Source organism: Nitrococcus mobilis Nb-231 (assembly GCF_000153205.1).
GTDB lineage: Bacteria > Pseudomonadota > Gammaproteobacteria > Nitrococcales > Nitrococcaceae > Nitrococcus > Nitrococcus mobilis.
On sequence record NZ_CH672427.1, the window covers coordinates 1,956,379 to 1,976,391 of the forward strand.

Genomic DNA, 20,013 nt, shown 5'->3' on the forward strand with positions numbered 1-20,013 from the left:
CTCCCCTTGCAAGCGTTGGTTAGGCGATTTTCTCAGCCACGTTCCTCCCAGCAGTAGGAGGTGGCAGAGGTTTGCCTTCCTGCTTCATAAGCTCAATCCATTCATCAACGATATTACAAAGCTCTGCGTAGACTTGCGCTTCATCGTCGCCATGACAACATGGGCCGATGACGCCTGGACACTGGCCAACGAAGCTTTCGTCTTCGTCGGACCATTCCACAATCTTGATATACCGAGCACTTTCTTTCATTGCTGTGACTCTTGAATCCTTCGTCTCACCTCACGTTCTCGATATGGTTTGGCATTTGCGCCAAGTTTTCCAAACAGAGTAACGCGCATACCTTTGGGATGCTCAAAGCTTCTATGACTTCCCTTGCCACCTCGATTGATGAAGCCCGCTCTCTTCAGATCCCGGATCAGTTCGCTTATCTTCCGAGGCATGTTTTAGCCTGAAGTTCCGCCAGTTGGCGCGCAAATCATTGAAATTATTGGCTCATGAACTTTGTAGCGATGTAATGACATATACAATAATTTCAGTAGGTTAGCGTCGCTTCGCGGAACTTCAAATTAATCTCTAAATGGCGGAGGTTGGCCCTGCTGGCGCGTTGCCCGCCCGTGGTGGACTCGTGCGGGGAAGATCGCACCGGTTTTATGAGCGCGATGGGGGCCGCCGGCGAGAAGCCGAGCTGCGCATGTAAGACATAGTGACGTCATACAAGATGATGCCAACGCATCAAAACCCCTTTGGTTTGGGCCGCGGATGCCCGAAAAACGCCGGCGCCAACTACACTCACCGTGTTATAGCAACAAGGCTACGCAGTGGTGCCATTGCCAACAGAATCGAACAGCCAAGAGGACGATTATGCAACGATCCCGGGGCGCGGCTTTGCCGCTCACGGTCATAGTGCTGTTCGCGGCCGACGTGCCGGCGGCGGCGCCTGATGCGGCGGCGATCACAAACCACGGCGACGAGCGCGGCGCCGCGCCCTGTACGAGTTGCCACGGTGGCGATGGCGGCGGGCAGACGGCAAGCGGGTTTCCACGGCTGGCCGGGCTCGATGCCAGCTATCTGTACAAACAGCTGAATGACTTCGCCTCCGGCGCTCGGGACAACGCCGTGATGCAGCCGATCGCCAAAGCGCTCAGCGAAGATGAACGCAAGGCGCTCGCCGATTACTACAGCCAGATGCCGGTGCCGGCGGCTGCGGCGAAGCCGCAAGGACCCATGCCGGCGCACGACAGCCGCAGCGCGGCGCTGGCCATCCGCGGTCTGTGGACGCAACAGCTACCGGGCTGCGTGCAGTGCCATGGCCCGCAGGGGCTTGGCGTAGGTGAGCATTTCCCGCCCTTGGCCGGCCAGCCGGCGGTGTATATCGCCAATCAACTCCGGGCCTGGAAGCAAGGAGCGCGCCGTAACGACCCGCTGAGGCTGATGCAGCATGTGGCCAAGACACTCGGTGACAGCGACATCCAGGCCGTCGCCAAATGGTTCGCCGCGCAACCGCTCGAAGCGACCGGAGACACGCCATGAAGATCGCGCCCCGCTTGCCGCATGCCCTCGCAGCCAGTGCCGGCCTATGCCTGCTCGCGGTCAGCCCGGCACAATCTTCCCCAGCATCGACACCCACCACCGGGGCCGGCAGCACCGCCGCAGCGGCGACCCCCAACAGACCGGCCCGAGCGAGGACACACGCCGATACAGCCTCGACCTTCACGCCCCCGGCTGAGAAGGACATTCCACAAGGTCCGATGGGTGAGATGATCCGCAAGGGCCTGGCAATCTTCGTGGACACGCCAACTCACGCCGGAGACTATGTCGGCGACGGGCTGTCCTGCAGCAACTGCCACCTGGATGCCGGCCGCCGCCCTAATGCGGCACCGCTGTGGGCGGCGTGGCTGCGCTACCCACGCTACCGCAGCAAGAACGAGCACGTGAATACCTTCGTCGAGCGCCTGCAAGGCTGCTTCAAATACAGCATGAACGGCAAGCCCCCGTCGGCCGACGCGGCGGTGCTCGTTGCCCTGCAAGCCTATGCGTATTGGCTCGCCACCGGCGCGCCGACCGGTGTGGACCTAGTCGGCGCGGGCTTTCCCAAGCAAGGCTTCAAACCACCCCAGCCGCCGGACTATGCGCGCGGCCAGCAGGTGTACCAGGAGCAGTGCGCGCTGTGCCACGGCGACACCGGGCAAGGCCAACGCGTGGCCGGGCGCCACGTATTCCCACCGCTGTGGGGAGCGGATTCGTTCAACTGGGGCGCCGGTATGCAGCAACTCGACAATGCCGCCGCCTTCATCAAGGCGAACATGCCCTTGAGCCGCGGCGGCACGCTAAGCGACCAGGCGGCCTGGGACGTGGCCTATTTCATGAACAGCCACGAGCGCCCGCAGGACCCACGCTTTACCGGCTCGGTCGCCGAAACGCGCAAGCGATATCACGCCACGCCGATGTCGCTGTACGGCGTCGAGATCAATGGCCACCTGCTCGGCTCGACACCGACAGCCCGCCGCGACAACAAGTGAGCGCAACTCATCATCGGCCGGCACGTCGCCGGATCCGCCGCGCCCGCACTCACAATGCGGCCCGGCGCAGACGCCGCGCGTTGGTGATCACCGACACCGAGCTCAGACTCATCGCGGCGGCGAGCGCCTGGGCCCGCTCGGCGAGCGCGGAGATCGTGATGTTCGCCTCGGCCATGGACGCGGCGTTGCCGGCGAGCACCGCCCGACCTTCAACCGTACCGCGTACGCCGCGGCCACCTGGGCGACGATGCGTGCAAGCAGCGTCTCACCCCCCACGTGGGTCGCGCGCATCACGAAGCCACCGTTACCGTTGACGGTCCCGCCGGTCACCGGGTCGCCAGCCGTCTTTTCCACCGGCACCGGCTCACCGGTGACCATGGATTCGTCCACACTCGAGCGCCCTTCGAGCACCTCACCGTCTACCGGCACTTTCTCGCCGGGGCGCACGCGCAGCCGATCATCCCGTTGCACCTGTGCCAGATCGATCTCCTCATCGGTGCCGTCAGAGCGGATACGCCGCGCCTTGGGCGGCACCAAATCCAGCAGTGCCTTGATGGCGCCCGAGGTGCGCTCACGGGCGCGCTGCTCGATCAGCTGCCCAACCAGCACGAGGGTGATGATGACGGCCGCCGCCTCGAAGTACAGCGGCACCCCACCGCCGTGCCCCAGGAAAGCCGCGAGCAACGCGGCAGGAAAAACGAGAGCGAACAAGCTGAACAGGAACGCCACACCAGTACCGAGCCCGATCAGTGTCCACATATTGAAGTTCGCGCCCTTGAGCGACTTCCAGGCACGCACAAAAAAACCGAGCCCCCATAGCAGACGACCGGAACGGTGAGCACGAGCTGCACTCAACCGTAGGCCGTGCCGAGCCAACGCTGGAAATGCACCCCCGGCAGCATATCGCTCATGGTGATCAACAGCAGCACGGCGGTGGGCGGCACGGCGACCCACAACCGTCGAGTGAAGGCCACGAATTCCGCGCTGGGACCTTCCGCGGCACTGGCGGTGCGCGGCTCGAGGGCCATACCGCACTTCGGGCAATCGCCCGGCTGGTCCTGCACGACCTCGGGATGCATCGGGCAGGTGTATTCGACCCGGCGCTGTGGCGTTTCGGGTTCGAGCGCCATGCCGCATTTGGGACAATCGCCTGGACCCTGCTGGCGCACTTCCGGGTCCGTGGGGCACGGTATACATCCCACCCGAGCCCGCGGTTTGCACAGCCTTCGGTCGCGCTCGACCTTCCAGGAAACGCTCGGGTTCGGCCAAGAATTTCTCACGGCAACGCGCCGCGCAAAAATAAAATGCCGTCCCATGATGCTCCGCCGTATGCTTCGTCGTGGCGGGATCGACATTCATGCCGCAGACTGCGGTCCTTAACCGACTTGCGCTCGCTTGCAACACCCGCTTGCATTTTTGCTCCTCACCCCAGGTCGTGGTGACAGCCGGTTTTGGCCTGCTATTCGCCTCTTGCCATACGCTGCTCTCATTTCGGCTCCGGTGCTGCGAGCGAGGCCAGAATCGGGCATTCGGCGGCCGGGCCTTCGCCCGAGCAACTGGCCGTGAACTCGGCCAATCCGCGCCGCATCCGCTCCAGATCACGGATCTTGGCTTCGACCTCGCGCAAGCGCGCTTCGGTAATACGCCTCGCCTCCGCCGCCCTCGCTCCGGCGCGGTGATGCAGCGAGAGCAACTCGCCGATGTCCTCCAGCGAGAACCCCAGCGCCTGCGCCCGGCGAATGAAGAGGAGACGCCGTTCGGCCACTTCCCCATACAGCCGGTAGTTGGCCGCGCTGCGCGCGATGGGCGCAATCAAACCCAGGCGTTCGTAATAACGCAGCGTCTCCGTAGCGACGCCGACCCGGTGGGCCAAAGCGCCGATTCTCACAGCGCGTGCTGTGTCCACGGTAACGCTTACAGCAGCCGATGTAGTAGTGGGCGACTCGTCCATGGTAGAATTAAACTTTACACATTACTGTAATGCCAAGAGATTTCCGGCGGCGATCCGAACGGCAACGCCCTTCGCCGCGGCGCAAGCACGCTCCGCGGGCGCAGGCTATTGCAGTACTGCCGATTGACGGCGGATGCAGAGGGCTTTCAGCGCGTCGGATCGCACCACCCGCCGATGCGGGCCGTCATGGCCTGGGCTTCAGCCGGCCCCCAACTGCCGGGTTCGTAGGCGTAGACCGGTGTTTCCGCCGCGAGCGCGGGATCCACGATCCGCCAAGCGGCCTGTACGCTGTCGCTGCGGGCAAACAACTCCTGGTCCCCCTTGAGCGCGTCGCCGATCAGGCGCTGGTAGGGCGGCTCGTCGGTCGAAGGATCGCTCGCCACATCCAGCTCGGTCTGCTGGCCGGCCATGATGTCACCGGGCTGCTTGGTGCGCGCGCCGATCGCGATCTCGATGCGCTCCGGTCCCAAGCGGAAACGCACGTGATTGGTGTTGGTAGTGACGGGCTCGTTGAAAATATCGTGCGGCAGACGGCGCAGGCGGACCAGGACCTCCTGGGCGCTTGCCGCGAGCTTCTTGCCGGTGCGAATGAAAAACGGCACGCCGGCCCAGCGCCAGTTATCGATATGCAACTGCAAGGCGGCGAACGTCTCTCGGGTGGAGCTGGGCTTCACACCCTTGATCTTGCGATAACCGGTATACTGACCGCGCACCACCTCCTGGGCCGAGAGCGGGCGTATGCCGCGCAGCAGCTTGGCCTTTTCGTCGCGCAGCGACTGCGCATCACTCGCCGCCGGCGGCTCCATGGCCAGAATGGCGAGCACCTGGAGCAGATGATTCTGCACGACATCACGAATCGCGCCGACCTCGTCGTAGAAGGCGCCACGATCCTCCACACCGAAGGACTCGGCCAGGTTGATCTGCACGCTCTCCACATAGGCGCGATTCCAGAACGGCTCAAGGAATGTGTTGGCGAAGCGGAAGTAGAGCAGATTCTGCACCGGCTCTTTGCCGAGAAAATGATCGATACGGAAAACTCGCTCCTCCGGGAAAAAGCGCAGCAGCGTCCGGTCAAGCGCTTGCGCCGAGGCAAGGTCGCGGCCGAACGGCTTCTCCACTACGACCCGCGCCGTCTTGGCCAGGCGCACCTTGTGCAAGGACTCGATCACACTGGGAAACAGGCTCGGTGGGATCGCCAGGTAGCAAAGCGGTCGCTTGCGGCCTTCGAGCCGACGCTGCAGCTCGGTAAAAACCTGATCGTCGCGGTAATCACCGTCGATGTAGTCAAGGCGCTCCAGCAGGCGCGCCAAGGCGTCCGGGTCGTCGTTCTGACCGTAGTCCTGGAGACTGGTCCGGACTCGCTCACGCAGCCGATCGGCATCCCAGCCGGATTTGGCGACACCGATCACCGGCACACCAAGCTCACCGGCCGCCTCGAGCCGGGCCAAGGCCGGAAAGATCTTCTTGTAGGCGAGATCACCGGTGGCGCCGAAGAGGATCAATGCGTCCGACTGCCCGCTGCGCGCTCCCATCTCAGCCCTCCCGCTTGGCGGCATGGCCGCCGAGTTCGCCAACTTTGGCCGAGCAGCGCCCATTGCCGAGCGAGGCCGCACGCCGGGTGGCGAAGCACCCAGGCAGCGTGCTCAGCCGCATGGCCAGTGTGGCACCCCGGGGGCGGTCCCTGCGAGCGGCTCCAATCAGCGTGAGTTGCATCAAGGGAATCTCGAATAACTCCCGAATTCCGTCACTCCGACCTACGCCGGAATCTATTCTCCCTTTTGAAACAGAAAGATGGACCCCGACCGCCGGATCGGTGGCTGGGGCAGGCTTCGCCGAGATGACGGAGCGGATAAAGTTTTTTGAGGTCTCCATCACTCATTCTCCGAACGGTTGTTTATGAGCGAATGCCTGCCGTGCTCAGCAGATCCCCGAGTGTAACCCGGAATACGCGCCGCCCTTGCTCTTCAAGCGCGTGGAAATCGCCGGCGGCCTGGGCTTGGAAGAGTTGCCCGAACGTATAGGGACGGCCGGGAATCTCCAAATCAGGCTGAACCTCGTCGATCACCTGTATGCAGACACCGTTGGCACGCCCGCCTTTGTGTAGCTGTCCGGTGGAGTGCAGATAACGCGGACCTAGACCCAGCGTGGTGGCCACCCGTAACCGATCACGCAGAGCCGTGCGCGCGCGCTGCAGCTGCGCGTAGGGCTCCGAGTCCGTGGCCACGTAGGCCTGAATTGCAAGGTAATCGCCGGGCCGTACCGCTGCGAGCGCTTGCTTGGCGCTCGCAGCGGGAATGGCGGGGAGGCCCTGCGCAAGCATCTTGCCCGCCGCCTTCTTCGCGGCTTCGACATCGGGTTGGTCGAACGGGTTGATGCGCAGCACTTGCCCCGCGATCGCGACCGCGAACTCCCAGCGAAAACACTCGGCGCCGATGCCGTAGGGGTCCATGTAGGGAAGACGGATAATCGGATATCCTTGCTCGGCCAGCACATCGAAACTGTCCGTCGCGCCGAGGCTCACGAAAAAGCGGTCTTCACCGTAGACTTCGGGCGGGCCGAGCGGCTCGTCCGCGACGGGCAGAATGCCCACACCGTGCTTGCCGGTGGACTCGGCGATCAGCTGTTCCAGCCAGCCACCAAAGCACGCGAGCTGCGCAGGCATGAGCAGCGTCAACTTGTCGCGGCCCTGCTGAGCGGCATAGCCAAGCGCCGCACCGAGCTGGACGCCCGGGTGCCGTTCGGCCGGTGTATCGGGCTTGCAAGCCGCGATCATCTGTCCCGCGCGGGTCAGCAGCTCCTCGACGTCCACCCCCAGCAGCGCCGCGGCCACCAGACCGAAGTGAGAGAGCGCGGAGTAGCGCCCCCCGATATCGGGATTGTTGCAGAAGATCTGACGGAACTTGCGCTCCCGGGCAAGCTTATCGAGCTCGGAGCCACGATCGGTGATCACCGCATACTGCGCCGGATCGGCCACCCGGGACCAAAAATAATCGAGGTGACAGCGGGTCTCGAGCGTACCGCCGGACTTCGATGCGAACAGGAACAGCGTCCGATCGAGCGGCAGCTCGTCGGCGGTTTGGTGCACGGTGCGCGGATGGCTGCTGTCGAGCACGCGCAACTCGAGCCCGCCGGCGCCGGCGAAAGCGTGCTGGAGCACCAGCGCAAACAGGCTCGATCCGCCCATCCCGCACCAGAGCACATGAGTCAGACCCGCAGCGCGCACGCCTTCGACAAAAGTTTGCAGACGCGGCACTTCGTCGAGCATCTCGCCCGGCGCATCGAGCCAGCCCAAGCGGTTGCTGATCTCACTCGGATCCGGCTGCCAGAGCGTGTGATCGCGGCGCCAGATACGCTCGACGGCCTGTTCCTCTGCCAGCGTCTCGATCTGCCGGCGCACACCGACTTCGAGCGCCCCTAGGTCGTCTTGCTCATAGCCGCTCGCCTCCCGCAGCTGCGCCAGCTTCTTTTCGATCCCCGCGAGCAGTTTGTGATAGGAATCGCTGAACTTCCGCTTGCCCTCCTCCTGTAACTCGTCTGCGAGCGCCGTGGTGTCGACACCGGCCTCGTTGATGGCCTCAAGCGTACGCTGCGCATCACCGCCGTCGGCATCGAGCAACTCGCCCACCGTGCCGCTCTTAGCAAAGGCAAATAGGGTTTCTTCGGGCAGGGTCGCAATCGTATCGGGGGCGGCCAATGCCGTAACGTAATAGCCTGGCGAGAGGCTCGGATCCTTAGTACCGGTGCTCGCCCAGAGCAGCCGCTGCGTGTGCGCACCCTGCTCGGCAAGCTGCTTCCAACGCGGCGAGTCATAAACTCGGCAATACGCCCGATAGGTCTGCCGGCCGATCGCGATCCCCAGCGTGTTCTCGAGCGGCTCGGGCAATCGGTCCACGCTGGCCTTGTCCCAGCGCGGGATGAAAAGCGAGGCAACGGAGGGGACGTGCGGGTCTTTGCGCTCGGCGAGCCGGCGCTCGATCCCGCGTAGGTAGGCTTCAGCCGCCTGAATATACTGTTCGGCCGAGAACAGCAAGGTGACGTTCACTGGAACTCCTCGGTAGATGAGCTCCTCGATCACCGGCACGCCGGCCGGCGTGCCCGGCACCTTGATCAGCAAATTGGGGCGGTTGGCCCGAGCCGCCAGCTCAAGGGCCTGCGCGATCGAAGCCTCGGTATCGTCGGCAAGATCGGGTGAGAGCTCGAGCGATACGAAACCGTCGCGCCCCCGGCTCTCGTCGTAGAGGGGGCGGAACAAATCAGCCGCCTCGGTCAGATCCTCGAGCGCCAGCTCGAAGAAAATCGCCTCAAGATTTGGATCGACCGCGTGGCGGTGCCGACCGATGCTCTCATCGTAGTCCGCGCTCCCGCCGATGACATGCTCGAAGATCGTGGGGTTGGAGGTGAGCCCGGTGAGGGCGAGCTCCTTGATATAGCGGGTCAGCGCTCCGCTTCTCAGCATACCCCGGCGGATGTTGTCGAGCCAGATGCGTTCGCCTTTTTCGTGCAGGATCTGCAGGGGATTCATCGCGTGCCTCCTTAGACATATCGAACGGGGTAGCAAACGCCTGGCCTTGGCCGACCAAGCCGACTTCGGTTTTCAGTTTAGCAACACCAGGCGCACGCAAGCGCCGTCCTGGATCCTCCCTCTGGTAACCAAGCCGCCAATGTCTGCAAGAAAACCAGCTCGCGCCTGTTGGGCTGCCCGATGGTTGCGGTGGAACCGTGTAGAATATATTGCTGGCTCGAATGGCGTTGTTAACGCTGGCATCAAACCGGCGTGAATGGAATAACCTGATCGCCTATGCACACGCCTGTGGCTCCTTCAGCGTCAACCTCCAGAAACCCACTTGCCGCCCTGGGCGGCGGCGCGGTCATCGGTGCGCTTGGTGGCTTAATCGGGCTGGGCGGAGCCGAATTCCGCTTGCCGTTGCTGATTGGCGCATTCCGCTTCGCCGCTTTGCAAGCGGTCATCGTGAACAAGGCCATGAGCCTGGTGGTCGTCACCGCAGCGCTTCCCTTCCGGGCGCGCGCAGTGCCGCTCGGCGCCGTGTTGGCGCATTGGTCGATTGTCGCCAATCTGCTGGCGGGAAGCCTGGTGGGGGCTTGGCTCGGCGCGGGTTGGGCCACTCGCGTGCACGCCACCACACTCTACCGGATCATCGCCGTGCTGTTGGTGTTCATCGCGACCGTACTGCTGCTCGGTCACGATGCAGCGGCGCCGGCACCGCTGCCCAATGGCCCTGTTCAATCCATTCTCGGCGTTGCGGCGGGTTTTGCCATCGGCGTGGTGGCCGCCTTGCTCGGCGTAGCCGGCGGTGAGCTGCTTATTCCGACCTTGGTTCTGCTGTTCGGGCTCGACATCAAACTGGCTGGCAGCCTGGCTCTGGTCATCAGCCTGCCTACGATGGTCGTCGGATTCACCCGCTACAGCCGGGATCGCAGCTTTGTGGTCTTGGCGGAGAACCGCACCTTAGTGCTTGTCATGGCAATTGGCTCGATCATTGGAGCCGGCATCGGCGGGCAGCTGCTTGGAATCATGCCGAGCGCGGTTCTCCTGCCGTTGCTCGCCGGTATTTTACTTCTTTCCGCAGCCAAGATCTGGCGACATGGGCAATCCTAAACGCCACTCTGGCTCCAGCGGGGCTCAGGCACGCCTTCTTCGGCAAACCGAGACCAAAGGACCAAACATAGTCAATAATAAATCTGACTGAGTACGAAACTCAGTGCAAATCGACAACGCTGTGCCGAGGCCCCACAACGCCTGGCTGCGCAGCACCCGAAAAAGCGTCGGATACCGTGGATTACCCACCCCTGGGAAACGTTCTCTGGTAACAACGGACGATGAAACTGCTGCTGGTTGAAGACTCCGAGCGGCTGCGCCATCAGCGGCGCGGCATCGGCGTTGCCTGTCCACAAAACCGACGGGAGGGGGGAGGAGTGCGCCGGCGAGGCTGTTGCTGATGCGGATTCGGGGGGCGTGACGCCGATCTGCACGCTGATGGGCGAGCCGGAGCGGCCTGCCGACAGCAAGTGCCGACGCCGATCAGGCGAGACTACCCGCTGCGAGCCACCGAAAAGGTGGTTTATACTGCCTATACGCTATACGCTATACGCCTGCAGGACATTCTTTGCCAAATCGACTCCAATGCGCTTGACTGTCATATGGGCTCCCCCTTCTTCACGATTGACTGTTTCACCTCTCAATCTGGCACATCACGATGCCGTGAGACGGGGGAGTCCATATAGCCTCCCTAACCCTCAAAAGACACGGTCCCTCAGGAGGCCCCCATGGCAGCGGAAGAGAAGTCGGGCGGCCAGCGCTCGATGGCATCTAGAAAGTCACTGCGTCTGACATTTCGCGTGTCCGACGGCTCGGTCGAGCTGCTCTCGGTCGAGCATCTTGCGATGATCACTCCGCCGCAGGCCGGGGAGGTTCCCCAAGCCGGCAAGCACAGCGGATTCTGGCTCGAACTGCAAGGGTCGAGGAGCAAGGTGCTGGCGCACCGTCTCATTGACCCGACGCAACTAAATTCCGTCGAAGTTCATTCTCCCGACGGAAAAATCGAACGAAAATTCAGTCCCGTCCGCGACGGTGTTTTCGAGGTTCTTCTCCCCGATATGGACGAGGCGAAGTCGGTCGTGCTGATGGGCGATCCCATCGCCGGCCGCGCCGAGAAGAAGAAGGCCGCGGGTGAAGCCGAAGGCAAGGCCGCCGAAGAGGCCGCGTCAAGCGAAATCGCAAGGTTCGAGCTCCCCCGCTCCGGGAAAGGAAGGTGAGCCATGGGCGCCAGCGACGGATATGTGGTTGGGACGACTAAGGTGGTCGACCACGGACCGGATAATCTCCGGTGGAACCTCGTGATCGTCGGGGACGGTTACCAAGCGAGCGAGCTCGCTAACTATCACACGCACGTTCAGAATTTCATCACCACTCTGCGGGGCACGCCGCCGTTTGACGAGCTTTACTGCGGCATCAACGTGCACCGCATCGACGTGGTTTCGACCGATAGCGGTGCGGACGATCCCGGCTGCGGCGGAAACCCCGCCGTCACTGTGAACACGTACTTCGACTCGACTTTCTGCTCGATGTTCGCCGGTTCGCCCCTCGAGCGACTGCTGACGATTGACTCCGGTCTCGCTCTTTCGGTCGCCACGGGGCAAGTTCCCTTGCGCCATCAGGTGCTGTGCATCGTCAATTCGACGAAGTACGGCGGATCCGGCGGATCCGTGGCGACGGCGTCGGTCAACGCGAGCGCAAGCCAGATCGCCATCCACGAGATGGGACACAGCGCCTTCGGCCTCGCGGACGAGTACGGCGGCAACGGGTCCGGCACTCCGGCGGGCGAGCCTTTGCAGCCCAACGTCACGCGTGACACCAACCGGGCGACGAACAAGTGGCGGACACTTATCGCAGCGACCACGCCGATGCCCTCGCAGTGCGACGGAACGTGTACGTCGTCCACTTGCGTGCCGCCGGCTTCCCCGCCCCCGGCCGGCGCGGTCGGAACCTACGAAGGCGCCATCTACTCCGACTGCAACACCTACCGGCCTCTGCCGTCCTGCTACATGCGGGATTACGGACCGTTTTGTCCGGTTTGCACGGGAGTGATTCGCACCACCCTACAACCCTTCCAGCCGGCTGAGGTCATCACGCTGGTCACTCCGAGCATCTCGTTTACCAACGTTCCGGCAGGCATGGGCGGCGTGGGCGTCACCACGTACCGCGCAATTCGCTGGGATGTCGTGACGTGCCGCAGTCTGACGTTCGAGATCACGGTCGGACCCACCGGCGGCTTCGGCACGCCGCAAGGAGCGTCGGTCACTGTCACCGCTGACTCCAATCTGCCGACTGCCGCGGCCCGGATTTGGCTCTCCTACACCTCGACCAATGCCGGCGACACCGCGAGCGGCAGCGTTACCGTGCGCTGCGTGCAGACGGGACAGTCGTGGACGATCAACATCAACGCCAACACCATCGCCCGTCCGCGCTCGGCCGTTTCGCTCGTCATCGACCGCTCGGGCAGCATGAACGACGACGCCGGCGACGGCATCACAAAAGTGCAGAAGCTGCGCGAGGCGGCCAATGTGTTCATCAACATCATGCTCCCGGGCGACGGCATAGGCTTGGTCCGATTCAACGACACCGCGCAACGCCTGATGGAGATCACCGACGTCGGCGCATCGCCCGGCGGTGCGGGCCGTACGGACGCGCTCAACCATATCGCCGGCAGTGACATCGACCCGTCCGGTGCTACATCCATCGGAGACGGCATCGTCAACGGCCGCAACATGCTCAACGACGCGCAGGCCGCGCCGATGCCCGATTACGACGTGACCGCCATGGTCGTGTTGACTGACGGCATGTGGAATCGTCCGCCGTCGCTCGCCGACGTCGCGGGCAGCATCAACGCCAATACTTACGCCGTCGGCCTCGGCATCCCCTCCAACATCAGCGTTCCTGCGCTTACTACGCTGTGCCAGGGCCACGCCGGCTATCTGCTCGTCACGGGCGCGCTCACCACGAGCCAGTCGATGCTGCTGTCGAAGTACTTCCTGCAGATTCTTGCGGGAGTGACCAACGCGCAGATCGCCGCGGACCCGTCCGGCGTGCTGGTGCGCGGCGCCGAGCATCGCATTCCGTTTTGGATCACCGAGGCGGACTACGGCATGGACGTCATCGTGCTGAGCCCTGCACCCTGCTTCATCGACTTTCAACTCGAAACGCCGGATGGCTCGATCATCACGCCGGCGTCCGGCCCGGGAGGAGCGAACTCGCAATTCGTTCCGAGCCAGTACGCTTCGTATTACCGCTGCGCCCTGCCGGTCTTGCCGGCAAACGCCAACGGCAGTCAGGAGGGTTTGTGGTACGCAGTGCTGCGGTTGGGTAGGCGCGCCGGCGGGAATTATTCATACGATGCTGGGTATTCCAGCAGCCAAGGCCCAAACATCCCGTATGAGATGGTAGCCCACACATATTCTTCGCTCACTTTTTCCGCGAACGTCACACAAACGAGCTATGAAGTCGGGGCGACAGCGGTGATCTCGGCAGCGCTGCTCGAGTACGACGCGGTTCCGTTCGGGCGCGCGTCGGTGTGGGCGGAGATTCGAAGGCCGGACGGCTCGTCCGACGCCGTCGCGCTTAGCCCGGCGCCGGGCGAGCGTTACGCGGCGAACTACAGCCTGGCGATTCCGGGCCTGTATGCGATTCACGTTCGCGCGAGAGGCGAAACCGTGTACGGCCGCTACTTCGAACGCGAGCAAACGCTGACAGCGGTCGCGGTACCGGGCGGCGACCACTGGAACCCGAACGACCCGCCCCACGACACAATCTGCGAGGTCCTCGACTGTCTGCGCCGGTCCGGCGCAATCAACGACGAGTTCCTGCACCGACTCAAGAAACTCGGCTTCGACCTTCAGCCCTTCTTGCGATGCCTTCAAAGCAAGTGCCGGGGGACCGACGACAAGGAGCGTCCAGCCGCTGGGCTGACCCGCGCTGACCTGAGCATAAGTCAGGCCATCCGCATCATCACCGAGGCCTTAACGCGCACCGATCGCGGCCCCGGCGTAGGATGAGTGAAGCATCAGAGGCGCGACCGCGCAGTCGCGCCTCTCGCCCGCTGGATTTCATCGCACGGCTGGCGGCCTTGGTGCCCAAGCCGCGGGTGAACCTCACCCGCTCCCACGGAGTATTTGCATCAAACAGTAAACACCGCGTGCTGGTGACCCGGCCCCAGGCCGTCGCGAAGCGGTCGGAGCGGTAACCCTGATCCAGCGCTTCGGCAGCGCGCTCAACCTCAACGTCCACTTCCACATGCTGTTCCTCGATGGGGTGTATGTCGAGCGTCCGGATGGCTCGCTGCGCTTCCGCTGGGTGAAGGCACCCACCAGCCCATCTTTAACCCATCTTTAACGCTCTCTGCCTGATTTCGGGCTGATTTGGGCGTGTATGCGAAGAGAAGTTATTGATTCGTATAGTGGCGAGGGTGGCGCGCTGGATGTAGTGCCATAATATTTGTTGTTATCCCTTGTGCGGAGCGCCCGCCCACGCTAGCCTCGCGGGCATGTTCATCCGCCGCACCCAGACCCGCAGCACGGCCACCGGCGAGTCGTATGTCACGTATCGTCTGGTGCGCTCCGAGCGGCGCGCCGGTAAGGTCCGCCAGCGCACCCTGTTGAACCTGGGGCGGCACTTCCCAGTGGCGCAGGCACACTGGTCGGCGTTGTGTGCGCGCATCGAGCAACGGCTCAGCGGCCAGGCGGCGCTGTTCGACGAGGAGGGGAAGGGCCTCCCGCTCGCCGTCGAGCGCCAGGCCGAGCGTATTGCGGCGCGGCTGCTCGCCGAGCAGGGCGGTACGCCGGCACCGGCCGATGCTGGCGGTGTACCCGGCGGTGGGGGTGACGTGCAGTCGGTGGACGTGGACTCGCTCTCACTGGTGCGCCCGCGCTCGGTGGGCGTCGAGCAGCTCGCCCTGTGGGCGCTGCGCCAGGCGGGCTTGGAGGAGCAGCTCCAAGCGCTGGGGCTGACCGGCCCGCAACGTGCGGCGGCGCTGGGGCTGATCGTTGCCCGCATGGCCGCCCCGGGCTCGGAGCGGGCGACGTATCAGTGGCTCGCCCGGCGCAGCGGCCTCGGCGAGCTGCTGGAGGTGGACTTCGAGGCGATGAGCCCGATGCAGCTCTACCGTACCTCCGATATCCTGCTGCGCCACCGCGCGGCCCTCGAAGGGCATCTGTTCGCCCGGGTGAGCGATCTGTTCGCGCTCGCCCCGACAATCACGCTCTACGATCTGACCAACACTTACTTCGAGGGCGAGGCACCGGTCAATCCGGCCGCGCGCCACGGCCACTCCAAGGAGCGGCGCAGCGACTGCCCGCTGCTCACCCTGGCGCTGGTGCTCGATGCCTGCGGCTTTGTGCGCCGCTCGCGGGTCTTCGCTGGCAATGCGGCCGAGGGGCAGACCCTCCAGGGGATGCTCACCGGCCTCGCGGCGCCCGCCGGCGCGCTTGTGGTCATGGACCGCGGGGTGGCCACCGAGGCCAACCTCGCCTGGCTGGCCGAGCAGGGCTACCGCTATCTGGTGGTCAGCCGCGAGCGCCGCCGCGCGGTCGATTTTAAAGAGGCCATCACCCTCGACAACGCCGGCGGGCAGGCCGTGGAGCTACTCAAAGTGCCCTCGGCCGATGGCCAGGGGGTGCGCCTGTATTGTCGCTCCGAGGGCCGCGTGCGCAAGGAGCAAGCGATCGCCGGACGCCTGATGGACCGCTTCGAGGCTGGGCTCGACAAGCTTGCGACCGGACTCAGCCGGCGGGGCACCACCAAGCGCATCGACAAGCTCTGGGAGCGCATCGGGCGGCTCAAGGAGAAAAGCCGCGGCCTCGGCCAGCACTACCACATTGAAGTGATCGCCGGTGACAGCGGCGAGCGCGCCCGTGCGATCCACTGGCAGCGCCTGCCCGTGAAAGGCTCTCTGGTCACCGAGCCGGGCGTCTATTGCCTGCGCAGCAACGAGACCGGCTGGGACGAGAAGACAATGTGGCGCACCTACATCATGCTCACCGACCTTGAGGCGGTCTTCCGAAGCCTGAAATCGGAGCTCGGCCTGCGCCCGATCTTCCATCACAAGGAAGAGCGCGCCGAGGGGCACCTGTTCATCACCGTGCTCGCCTATCAGTTCGTCCAGCTCATCCGCCACTGCCTCGCCGCCCACGGCATCTGCGAGCGTTGGAGCACGCTACGCGATACCCTCGCCGGCCAGTGCCGGGTCACCGCCACGTTCAACCGCGGCGATGGCCGCACCCTGCACGTGCGCAAGGCCACCCGCGCCGAGCCCGATCAGGCGCGAATCTATCAGGCCCTCGGGGCCGATCCCGCCCCGGGCGGCGTGCAGAAAACAATCGTGTGAGCCCGCTGATTTATAAAATGAACGTAATGTAGTGCCACTCGCCGCCGCGGCCGATCTTAACTCTCTGAGTATCGCGAAGTTATTTTTGGGGACGTTAAACTTGGGTTAACGCTCTCTGCCTGATTTCGGGCTGATTTGGGCGTGTATGCGAAGAGAAGTTATTGATTCGTATAATGGCGAGGGTGGCGCGCTGGATGTGGTGCCATAATATTTATTGTTATCCCTTGTGCGGAGCGCCCGCCCACGCTAGCCTCGCGGGCATGTTCATCCGCCGCACCCAGACCCGCAGCACGGCCACCGGCGAGTCGTATGTCACGTATCGTCTGGTGCGCTCCGAGCAGCGCGCCGGTAAGGTCCGCCAGCGCACCCTGTTGAACCTGGGGCGGCACTTCCCAGTGGCGCAGGCACACTGGTCGGCGTTGTGTGCGCGCATCGAGCAACGGCTCAGCGGCCAGGCGGCGCTGTTCGACGAGGAGGGGAAGGGCCTCCCGCTCGCCGTCGAGCGCCAGGCCGAGCGTATTGCGGCGCGGCTGCTCGCCGAGCAGGGCGGTACGCCGGCACCGGCCGATGCTGGCGGTGTACCCGGCGGTGGGGGTGACGTGCAGTCGGTGGACGTGGACTCGCTCTCACTGGTGCGCCCGCGCTCGGTGGGCGTCGAGCAGCTCGCCCTGTGGGCGCTGCGCCAGGCGGGCTTGGAGGAGCAGCTCCAAGCGCTGGGGCTGACCGGCCCGCAACGTGCGGCGGCGCTGGGGCTGATCGTTGCCCGCATGGCCGCCCCGGGCTCGGAGCGGGCGACGTATCAGTGGCTCGCCCGGCGCAGCGGCCTCGGCGAGCTGCTGGAGGTGGACTTCGAGGCGATGAGCCCGATGCAGCTCTACCGTACCTCCGATATCCTGCTGCGCCACCGCGCGGCCCTCGAAGGGCATCTGTTCGCCCGGGTGAGCGATCTGTTCGCGCTCGCCCCGACAATCACGCTCTACGATCTGACCAACACTTACTTCGAGGGCGAGGCACCGGTCATCCGGCGCGCGCACGGCACTCCAAGGAGCGGCGCAGCGACTGCCCGCTGCTCACCTGGCGCTGGTGCTCGATGCTGCGGCTTTGTGCGCCGCTCGCGGGTCTTCGCTGGCAATGCGGCCGAGGCGCAGACCCTCCAGGGGATGCTCACCGGCCTCGCGGCGCCCGCCGGCGCGCTTGTGGTCATGGACCGCGGGGTGGCCACCGAGGCCAACCTCGCCTGGCTGGCCGAGCAGGGCTACCGCTATCTGGTGGTCAGCCGCGAGCGCCGCCGCGCGGTCGATTTTAAAGAGGCCATCACCCTCGACAACGCCGGCGGGCAGGCCGTGGAGCTACTCAAAGTGCCCTTGGCCGATGGCCAGGGGGTGCGCCTGTATTGTCGCTCCGAGGGCCGCGTGCGCAAGGAGCAAGCGATCGCCGGACGCCTGATGGACCGCTTCGAGGCTGGGCTCGACAAGCTTGCGACCGGACTCAGCCGGCGGGGCACCACCAAGCGCATCGACAAGCTCTGGGAGCGCATCGGGCGGCTCAAGGAGAAAAGCCGCGGCCTCGGCCAGCACTACCACATTGAAGTGATCGCCGGTGACAGCGGCGAGCGCGCCCGTGCGATCCACTGGCAGCGCCTGCCCGTGAAAGGCTCTCTGGTCACCGAGCCGGGCGTCTATTGCCTGCGCAGCAACGAGACCGGCTGGGACGAGAAGACAATGTGGCGCACCTACATCATGCTCACCGACCTTGAGGCGGTCTTCCGAAGCCTGAAATCGGAGCTCGGCCTGCGCCCGATCTTCCATCACAAGGAAGAGCGCGCCGAGGGGCACCTGTTCATCACCGTGCTCGCCTATCAGTTCGTCCAGCTCATCCGCCACCGCCTCGCCGCCCACGGCATCTGCGAGCGTTGGAGCACGCTACGCGATACCCTCGCCGGCCGGTGCCGGGTCACCGCCACGTTCAACCGCGGCGATGGCCGCACCCTGCACGTGCGCAAGGCCACCCGCGCCGAGCCCGATCAGGCGCGAATCTATCAGGCCCTCGGGGCCGATCCCGCCCCGGGCGGCGTGCAGAAAACAATCGTGTGAGCCCGCTGATTTATAAAATGAACGTAATGTAGTGCCACTCGCCGCCGCGGCCGATCTTAACTCTCTGAGTATCGGGAAGTTATTTTTGGGGACGTTAAACTTGGGCCAGCGCCGAGCTTGCCCGACTGACCCAGAACCTGGCACGACGCATCGGCCGTTTCCTGGAGCGCCAGGACTTGTTGGAACGCGATGCGGAGAACAGCTATCTGGCTGGCGACGCGCTCGAAGCCGGCCCGATGGAACAGCTCCTGGGTTCGTCGATCACCTACCGCATCGCCGTCGGGCCGCAGCAGGGTCGCAAGGTGTTCACGCTACAGACGCTGCCGGCGTGTGAGGAGCCGTTCGATGCCGGGGTTGGCAAGGTGGCGGGGTTCTCACTGCACGCTGGTGTGGCGGCGCGGGCGGATCAACGCCAGAAGCTCGAGCGGTTGTGTAGGTATATCAGCCGTCCGGCTATCTCGGAAAAGCGCCTGTCGCTCGCGCCGAACGGCAACGTCCGGTACCAGCTGAAGACGCCGTACCGTGACGGCACAACGCACGTCATGTTCGAGCCACTGGACTTCATTGCGCGGGTGACACCGGGCAAGCGGGGCAAGGGAGGCCGGCATGCCACGACCGCGGATCCGGAGGAGCGGACAGCGGCCGAACGCCGCGCCGCGATGACCTGGGCGCAGCGCCTGAAGCGGGTGTTCGGGATCGATATTGACAAATCGGCAGGACAGCCGATTTGCACAGCCGTAGGCTACCGTGAAGCGGTCGGGCACAGGGATGTGCCCGATGAAACCTGCCCGACCTGCGGCGGAGCGATGAGGATCATCGCGTGCATCGAGGATCCGGAGATCATCGAGAAGATACTCGCTCACCTGGATGCGCACGTGACTGAGCCGGAAGCCACCAGGCGGCCGCCGTGCCGAGCGCCACCGCAGCGGGGGTTGTTCGACGAGACGGGGTGATTCCAGGATGACTTCGTTTGGGCTGTGCCATCAGCGGCGCGGCATCAGCGTTGCCTGTCCACAAAACCGACGGGAGGGGGAGGAATGCGCCGGCGAGGCTGTTGCTGGTGCGGATTCGGGAGGGCGTGACGCCGATCTGCACGCTGATGGGCGAGCCGGAGCGGCCTGCCGACAGCAAGTGCCGACGCCGATCAGGCGAGACTACCCGCTGAGAGCCACCGAAAAGGTGGTTTATACTGCCTATACGCGTTGACCGGCTCCACCAACTGACGTTCGTTGCATATGCTGTAAAGCACACTAAAACAACTGTGCCTGGATCAGCCGCTCTGGCGGAATGGACTCTCTAGCGTGTCGCAATAGATGCTACTTAAGAGCCAGTTCAGATTCTCCAAAGCCTCATCGAGCAAGGCTCTGATTGGGCGCAGCGGGTAATCAGCTGCTACAAACGACTCCGACCGTGCCGTTGTGAAAAAGGACTCCTGGAAAACATCTTCGCCGCGCACCGAGTAAAATCCTCAAAGAGTTATAATTTTCCGTAATGTATCTGGTTCAGTATTTACAGGCGACAAAATTAACAGCCTCTTTAAGTGTCGATAAAA

Annotated in this window: 15 protein-coding genes and 4 pseudogenes; 11 read left to right on the forward strand and 8 right to left on the reverse strand. The window is 64.1% G+C overall.

Annotation, left to right across the window (positions count from 1 at the left end; genetic code table 11):
- Positions 1-19: 19 nt before the first annotated feature.
- Complete coding sequence (locus NB231_RS08965; protein ID WP_005001888.1) at positions 20-250, reverse strand: hypothetical protein; 231 nt, start codon at positions 248-250, stop codon at positions 20-22.
- Positions 247-441, reverse strand: coding sequence for a type II toxin-antitoxin system HicA family toxin (locus tag NB231_RS17680; RefSeq protein WP_005001891.1), 195 nt, complete (start codon positions 439-441; stop codon positions 247-249). Before NB231_RS17680 ends, NB231_RS08965 begins: the two co-directional genes overlap by 4 nt.
- A gap of 421 nt (positions 442-862) precedes the next feature.
- Between NB231_RS17680 and NB231_RS08970 the strand changes: the two genes are divergently transcribed.
- Positions 863-1,531 (forward strand): c-type cytochrome, encoded by a 669-nt coding sequence (locus NB231_RS08970; RefSeq protein ID WP_005001894.1) that lies wholly within the window; start codon positions 863-865, stop codon positions 1,529-1,531.
- Positions 1,528-2,520, forward strand: coding sequence for a c-type cytochrome (locus NB231_RS08975; protein WP_005001895.1), 993 nt, complete (start codon positions 1,528-1,530; stop codon positions 2,518-2,520). The genes NB231_RS08970 and NB231_RS08975 overlap by 4 nt, the downstream gene beginning before the upstream one ends.
- A 108-nt stretch (positions 2,521-2,628) precedes the next feature.
- Here NB231_RS08975 and NB231_RS19070 read toward each other — a convergent pair whose 3' ends face one another.
- The 6 genes and pseudogenes from NB231_RS19070 to NB231_RS09000 form a co-directional block, all read right to left on the reverse strand.
- Positions 2,629-3,375, reverse strand: coding sequence for a P-type ATPase (locus tag NB231_RS19070; RefSeq protein WP_198007388.1), 747 nt, complete (start codon positions 3,373-3,375; stop codon positions 2,629-2,631).
- Positions 3,372-3,800, reverse strand: a complete 429-nt coding sequence (locus tag NB231_RS19075; protein ID WP_198007389.1) for a heavy metal-binding domain-containing protein — start codon at positions 3,798-3,800, stop codon at positions 3,372-3,374. Before NB231_RS19075 ends, NB231_RS19070 begins: the two co-directional genes overlap by 4 nt.
- A gap of 19 nt (positions 3,801-3,819) precedes the next feature.
- A pseudogene (locus NB231_RS20270) lies at positions 3,820-3,879 on the reverse strand (hypothetical protein); the annotation flags it as partial.
- A 127-nt stretch (positions 3,880-4,006) separates the two neighbouring features.
- On the reverse strand, positions 4,007-4,426 hold the full coding sequence (locus tag NB231_RS08985) for a heavy metal-responsive transcriptional regulator (protein ID WP_040662123.1): 420 nt from the start codon (positions 4,424-4,426) through the stop codon (positions 4,007-4,009).
- A 191-nt stretch (positions 4,427-4,617) separates the two neighbouring features.
- Positions 4,618-6,003: a glucose-6-phosphate dehydrogenase gene (gene zwf / locus NB231_RS08990; RefSeq protein WP_005001904.1), complete on the reverse strand. Its 1,386-nt coding sequence runs from the start codon at positions 6,001-6,003 to the stop codon at positions 4,618-4,620.
- A gap of 362 nt (positions 6,004-6,365) precedes the next feature.
- On the reverse strand, positions 6,366-8,993 hold the full coding sequence (locus NB231_RS09000) for a bifunctional transaldolase/phosoglucose isomerase (RefSeq protein WP_005001909.1): 2,628 nt from the start codon (positions 8,991-8,993) through the stop codon (positions 6,366-6,368).
- 288 nt (positions 8,994-9,281) lie between these two features.
- Here NB231_RS09000 and NB231_RS09005 point away from each other — a divergent pair, with 288 nt between their 5' ends.
- The 9 genes and pseudogenes from NB231_RS09005 (at position 9,282) to NB231_RS18540 (ending at position 19,667) form a co-directional block, all read left to right on the forward strand.
- Positions 9,282-10,088 (forward strand): sulfite exporter TauE/SafE family protein, encoded by an 807-nt coding sequence (locus tag NB231_RS09005; RefSeq protein ID WP_232210429.1) that lies wholly within the window; start codon positions 9,282-9,284, stop codon positions 10,086-10,088.
- 668 nt (positions 10,089-10,756) lie between these two features.
- Positions 10,757-11,245, forward strand: coding sequence for a hypothetical protein (locus tag NB231_RS09010; RefSeq protein WP_005001912.1), 489 nt, complete (start codon positions 10,757-10,759; stop codon positions 11,243-11,245).
- A gap of 3 nt (positions 11,246-11,248) precedes the next feature.
- Positions 11,249-14,041 (forward strand): M64 family metallopeptidase, encoded by a 2,793-nt coding sequence (locus NB231_RS09015; protein WP_005001913.1) that lies wholly within the window; start codon positions 11,249-11,251, stop codon positions 14,039-14,041.
- A pseudogene (locus NB231_RS19085) lies at positions 14,038-14,193 on the forward strand (transposase); the annotation flags it as partial. The gene NB231_RS09015 and the pseudogene NB231_RS19085, both read left to right, overlap by 4 nt.
- A 26-nt stretch (positions 14,194-14,219) precedes the next feature.
- Positions 14,220-14,375, forward strand: a pseudogene (locus tag NB231_RS17690) (transposase); the annotation flags it as partial.
- A gap of 154 nt (positions 14,376-14,529) precedes the next feature.
- On the forward strand, positions 14,530-16,368 hold the full coding sequence (locus tag NB231_RS09025) for an IS1634 family transposase (protein WP_005001916.1): 1,839 nt from the start codon (positions 14,530-14,532) through the stop codon (positions 16,366-16,368).
- A 260-nt stretch (positions 16,369-16,628) separates the two neighbouring features.
- Positions 16,629-18,461, forward strand: coding sequence for an IS1634 family transposase (locus NB231_RS19585; protein WP_005001919.1), 1,833 nt, complete (start codon positions 16,629-16,631; stop codon positions 18,459-18,461).
- Between the two features lie 107 nt (positions 18,462-18,568).
- Positions 18,569-19,414 (forward strand): annotated as a pseudogene (locus NB231_RS09035) (transposase); the annotation flags it as partial.
- A 7-nt stretch (positions 19,415-19,421) separates the two neighbouring features.
- A complete protein-coding gene (locus tag NB231_RS18540; RefSeq protein ID WP_156776960.1) occupies positions 19,422-19,667 on the forward strand; it encodes a hypothetical protein in 246 nt (81 codons plus the stop codon).
- Positions 19,668-20,013 lie beyond the last annotated feature (346 nt).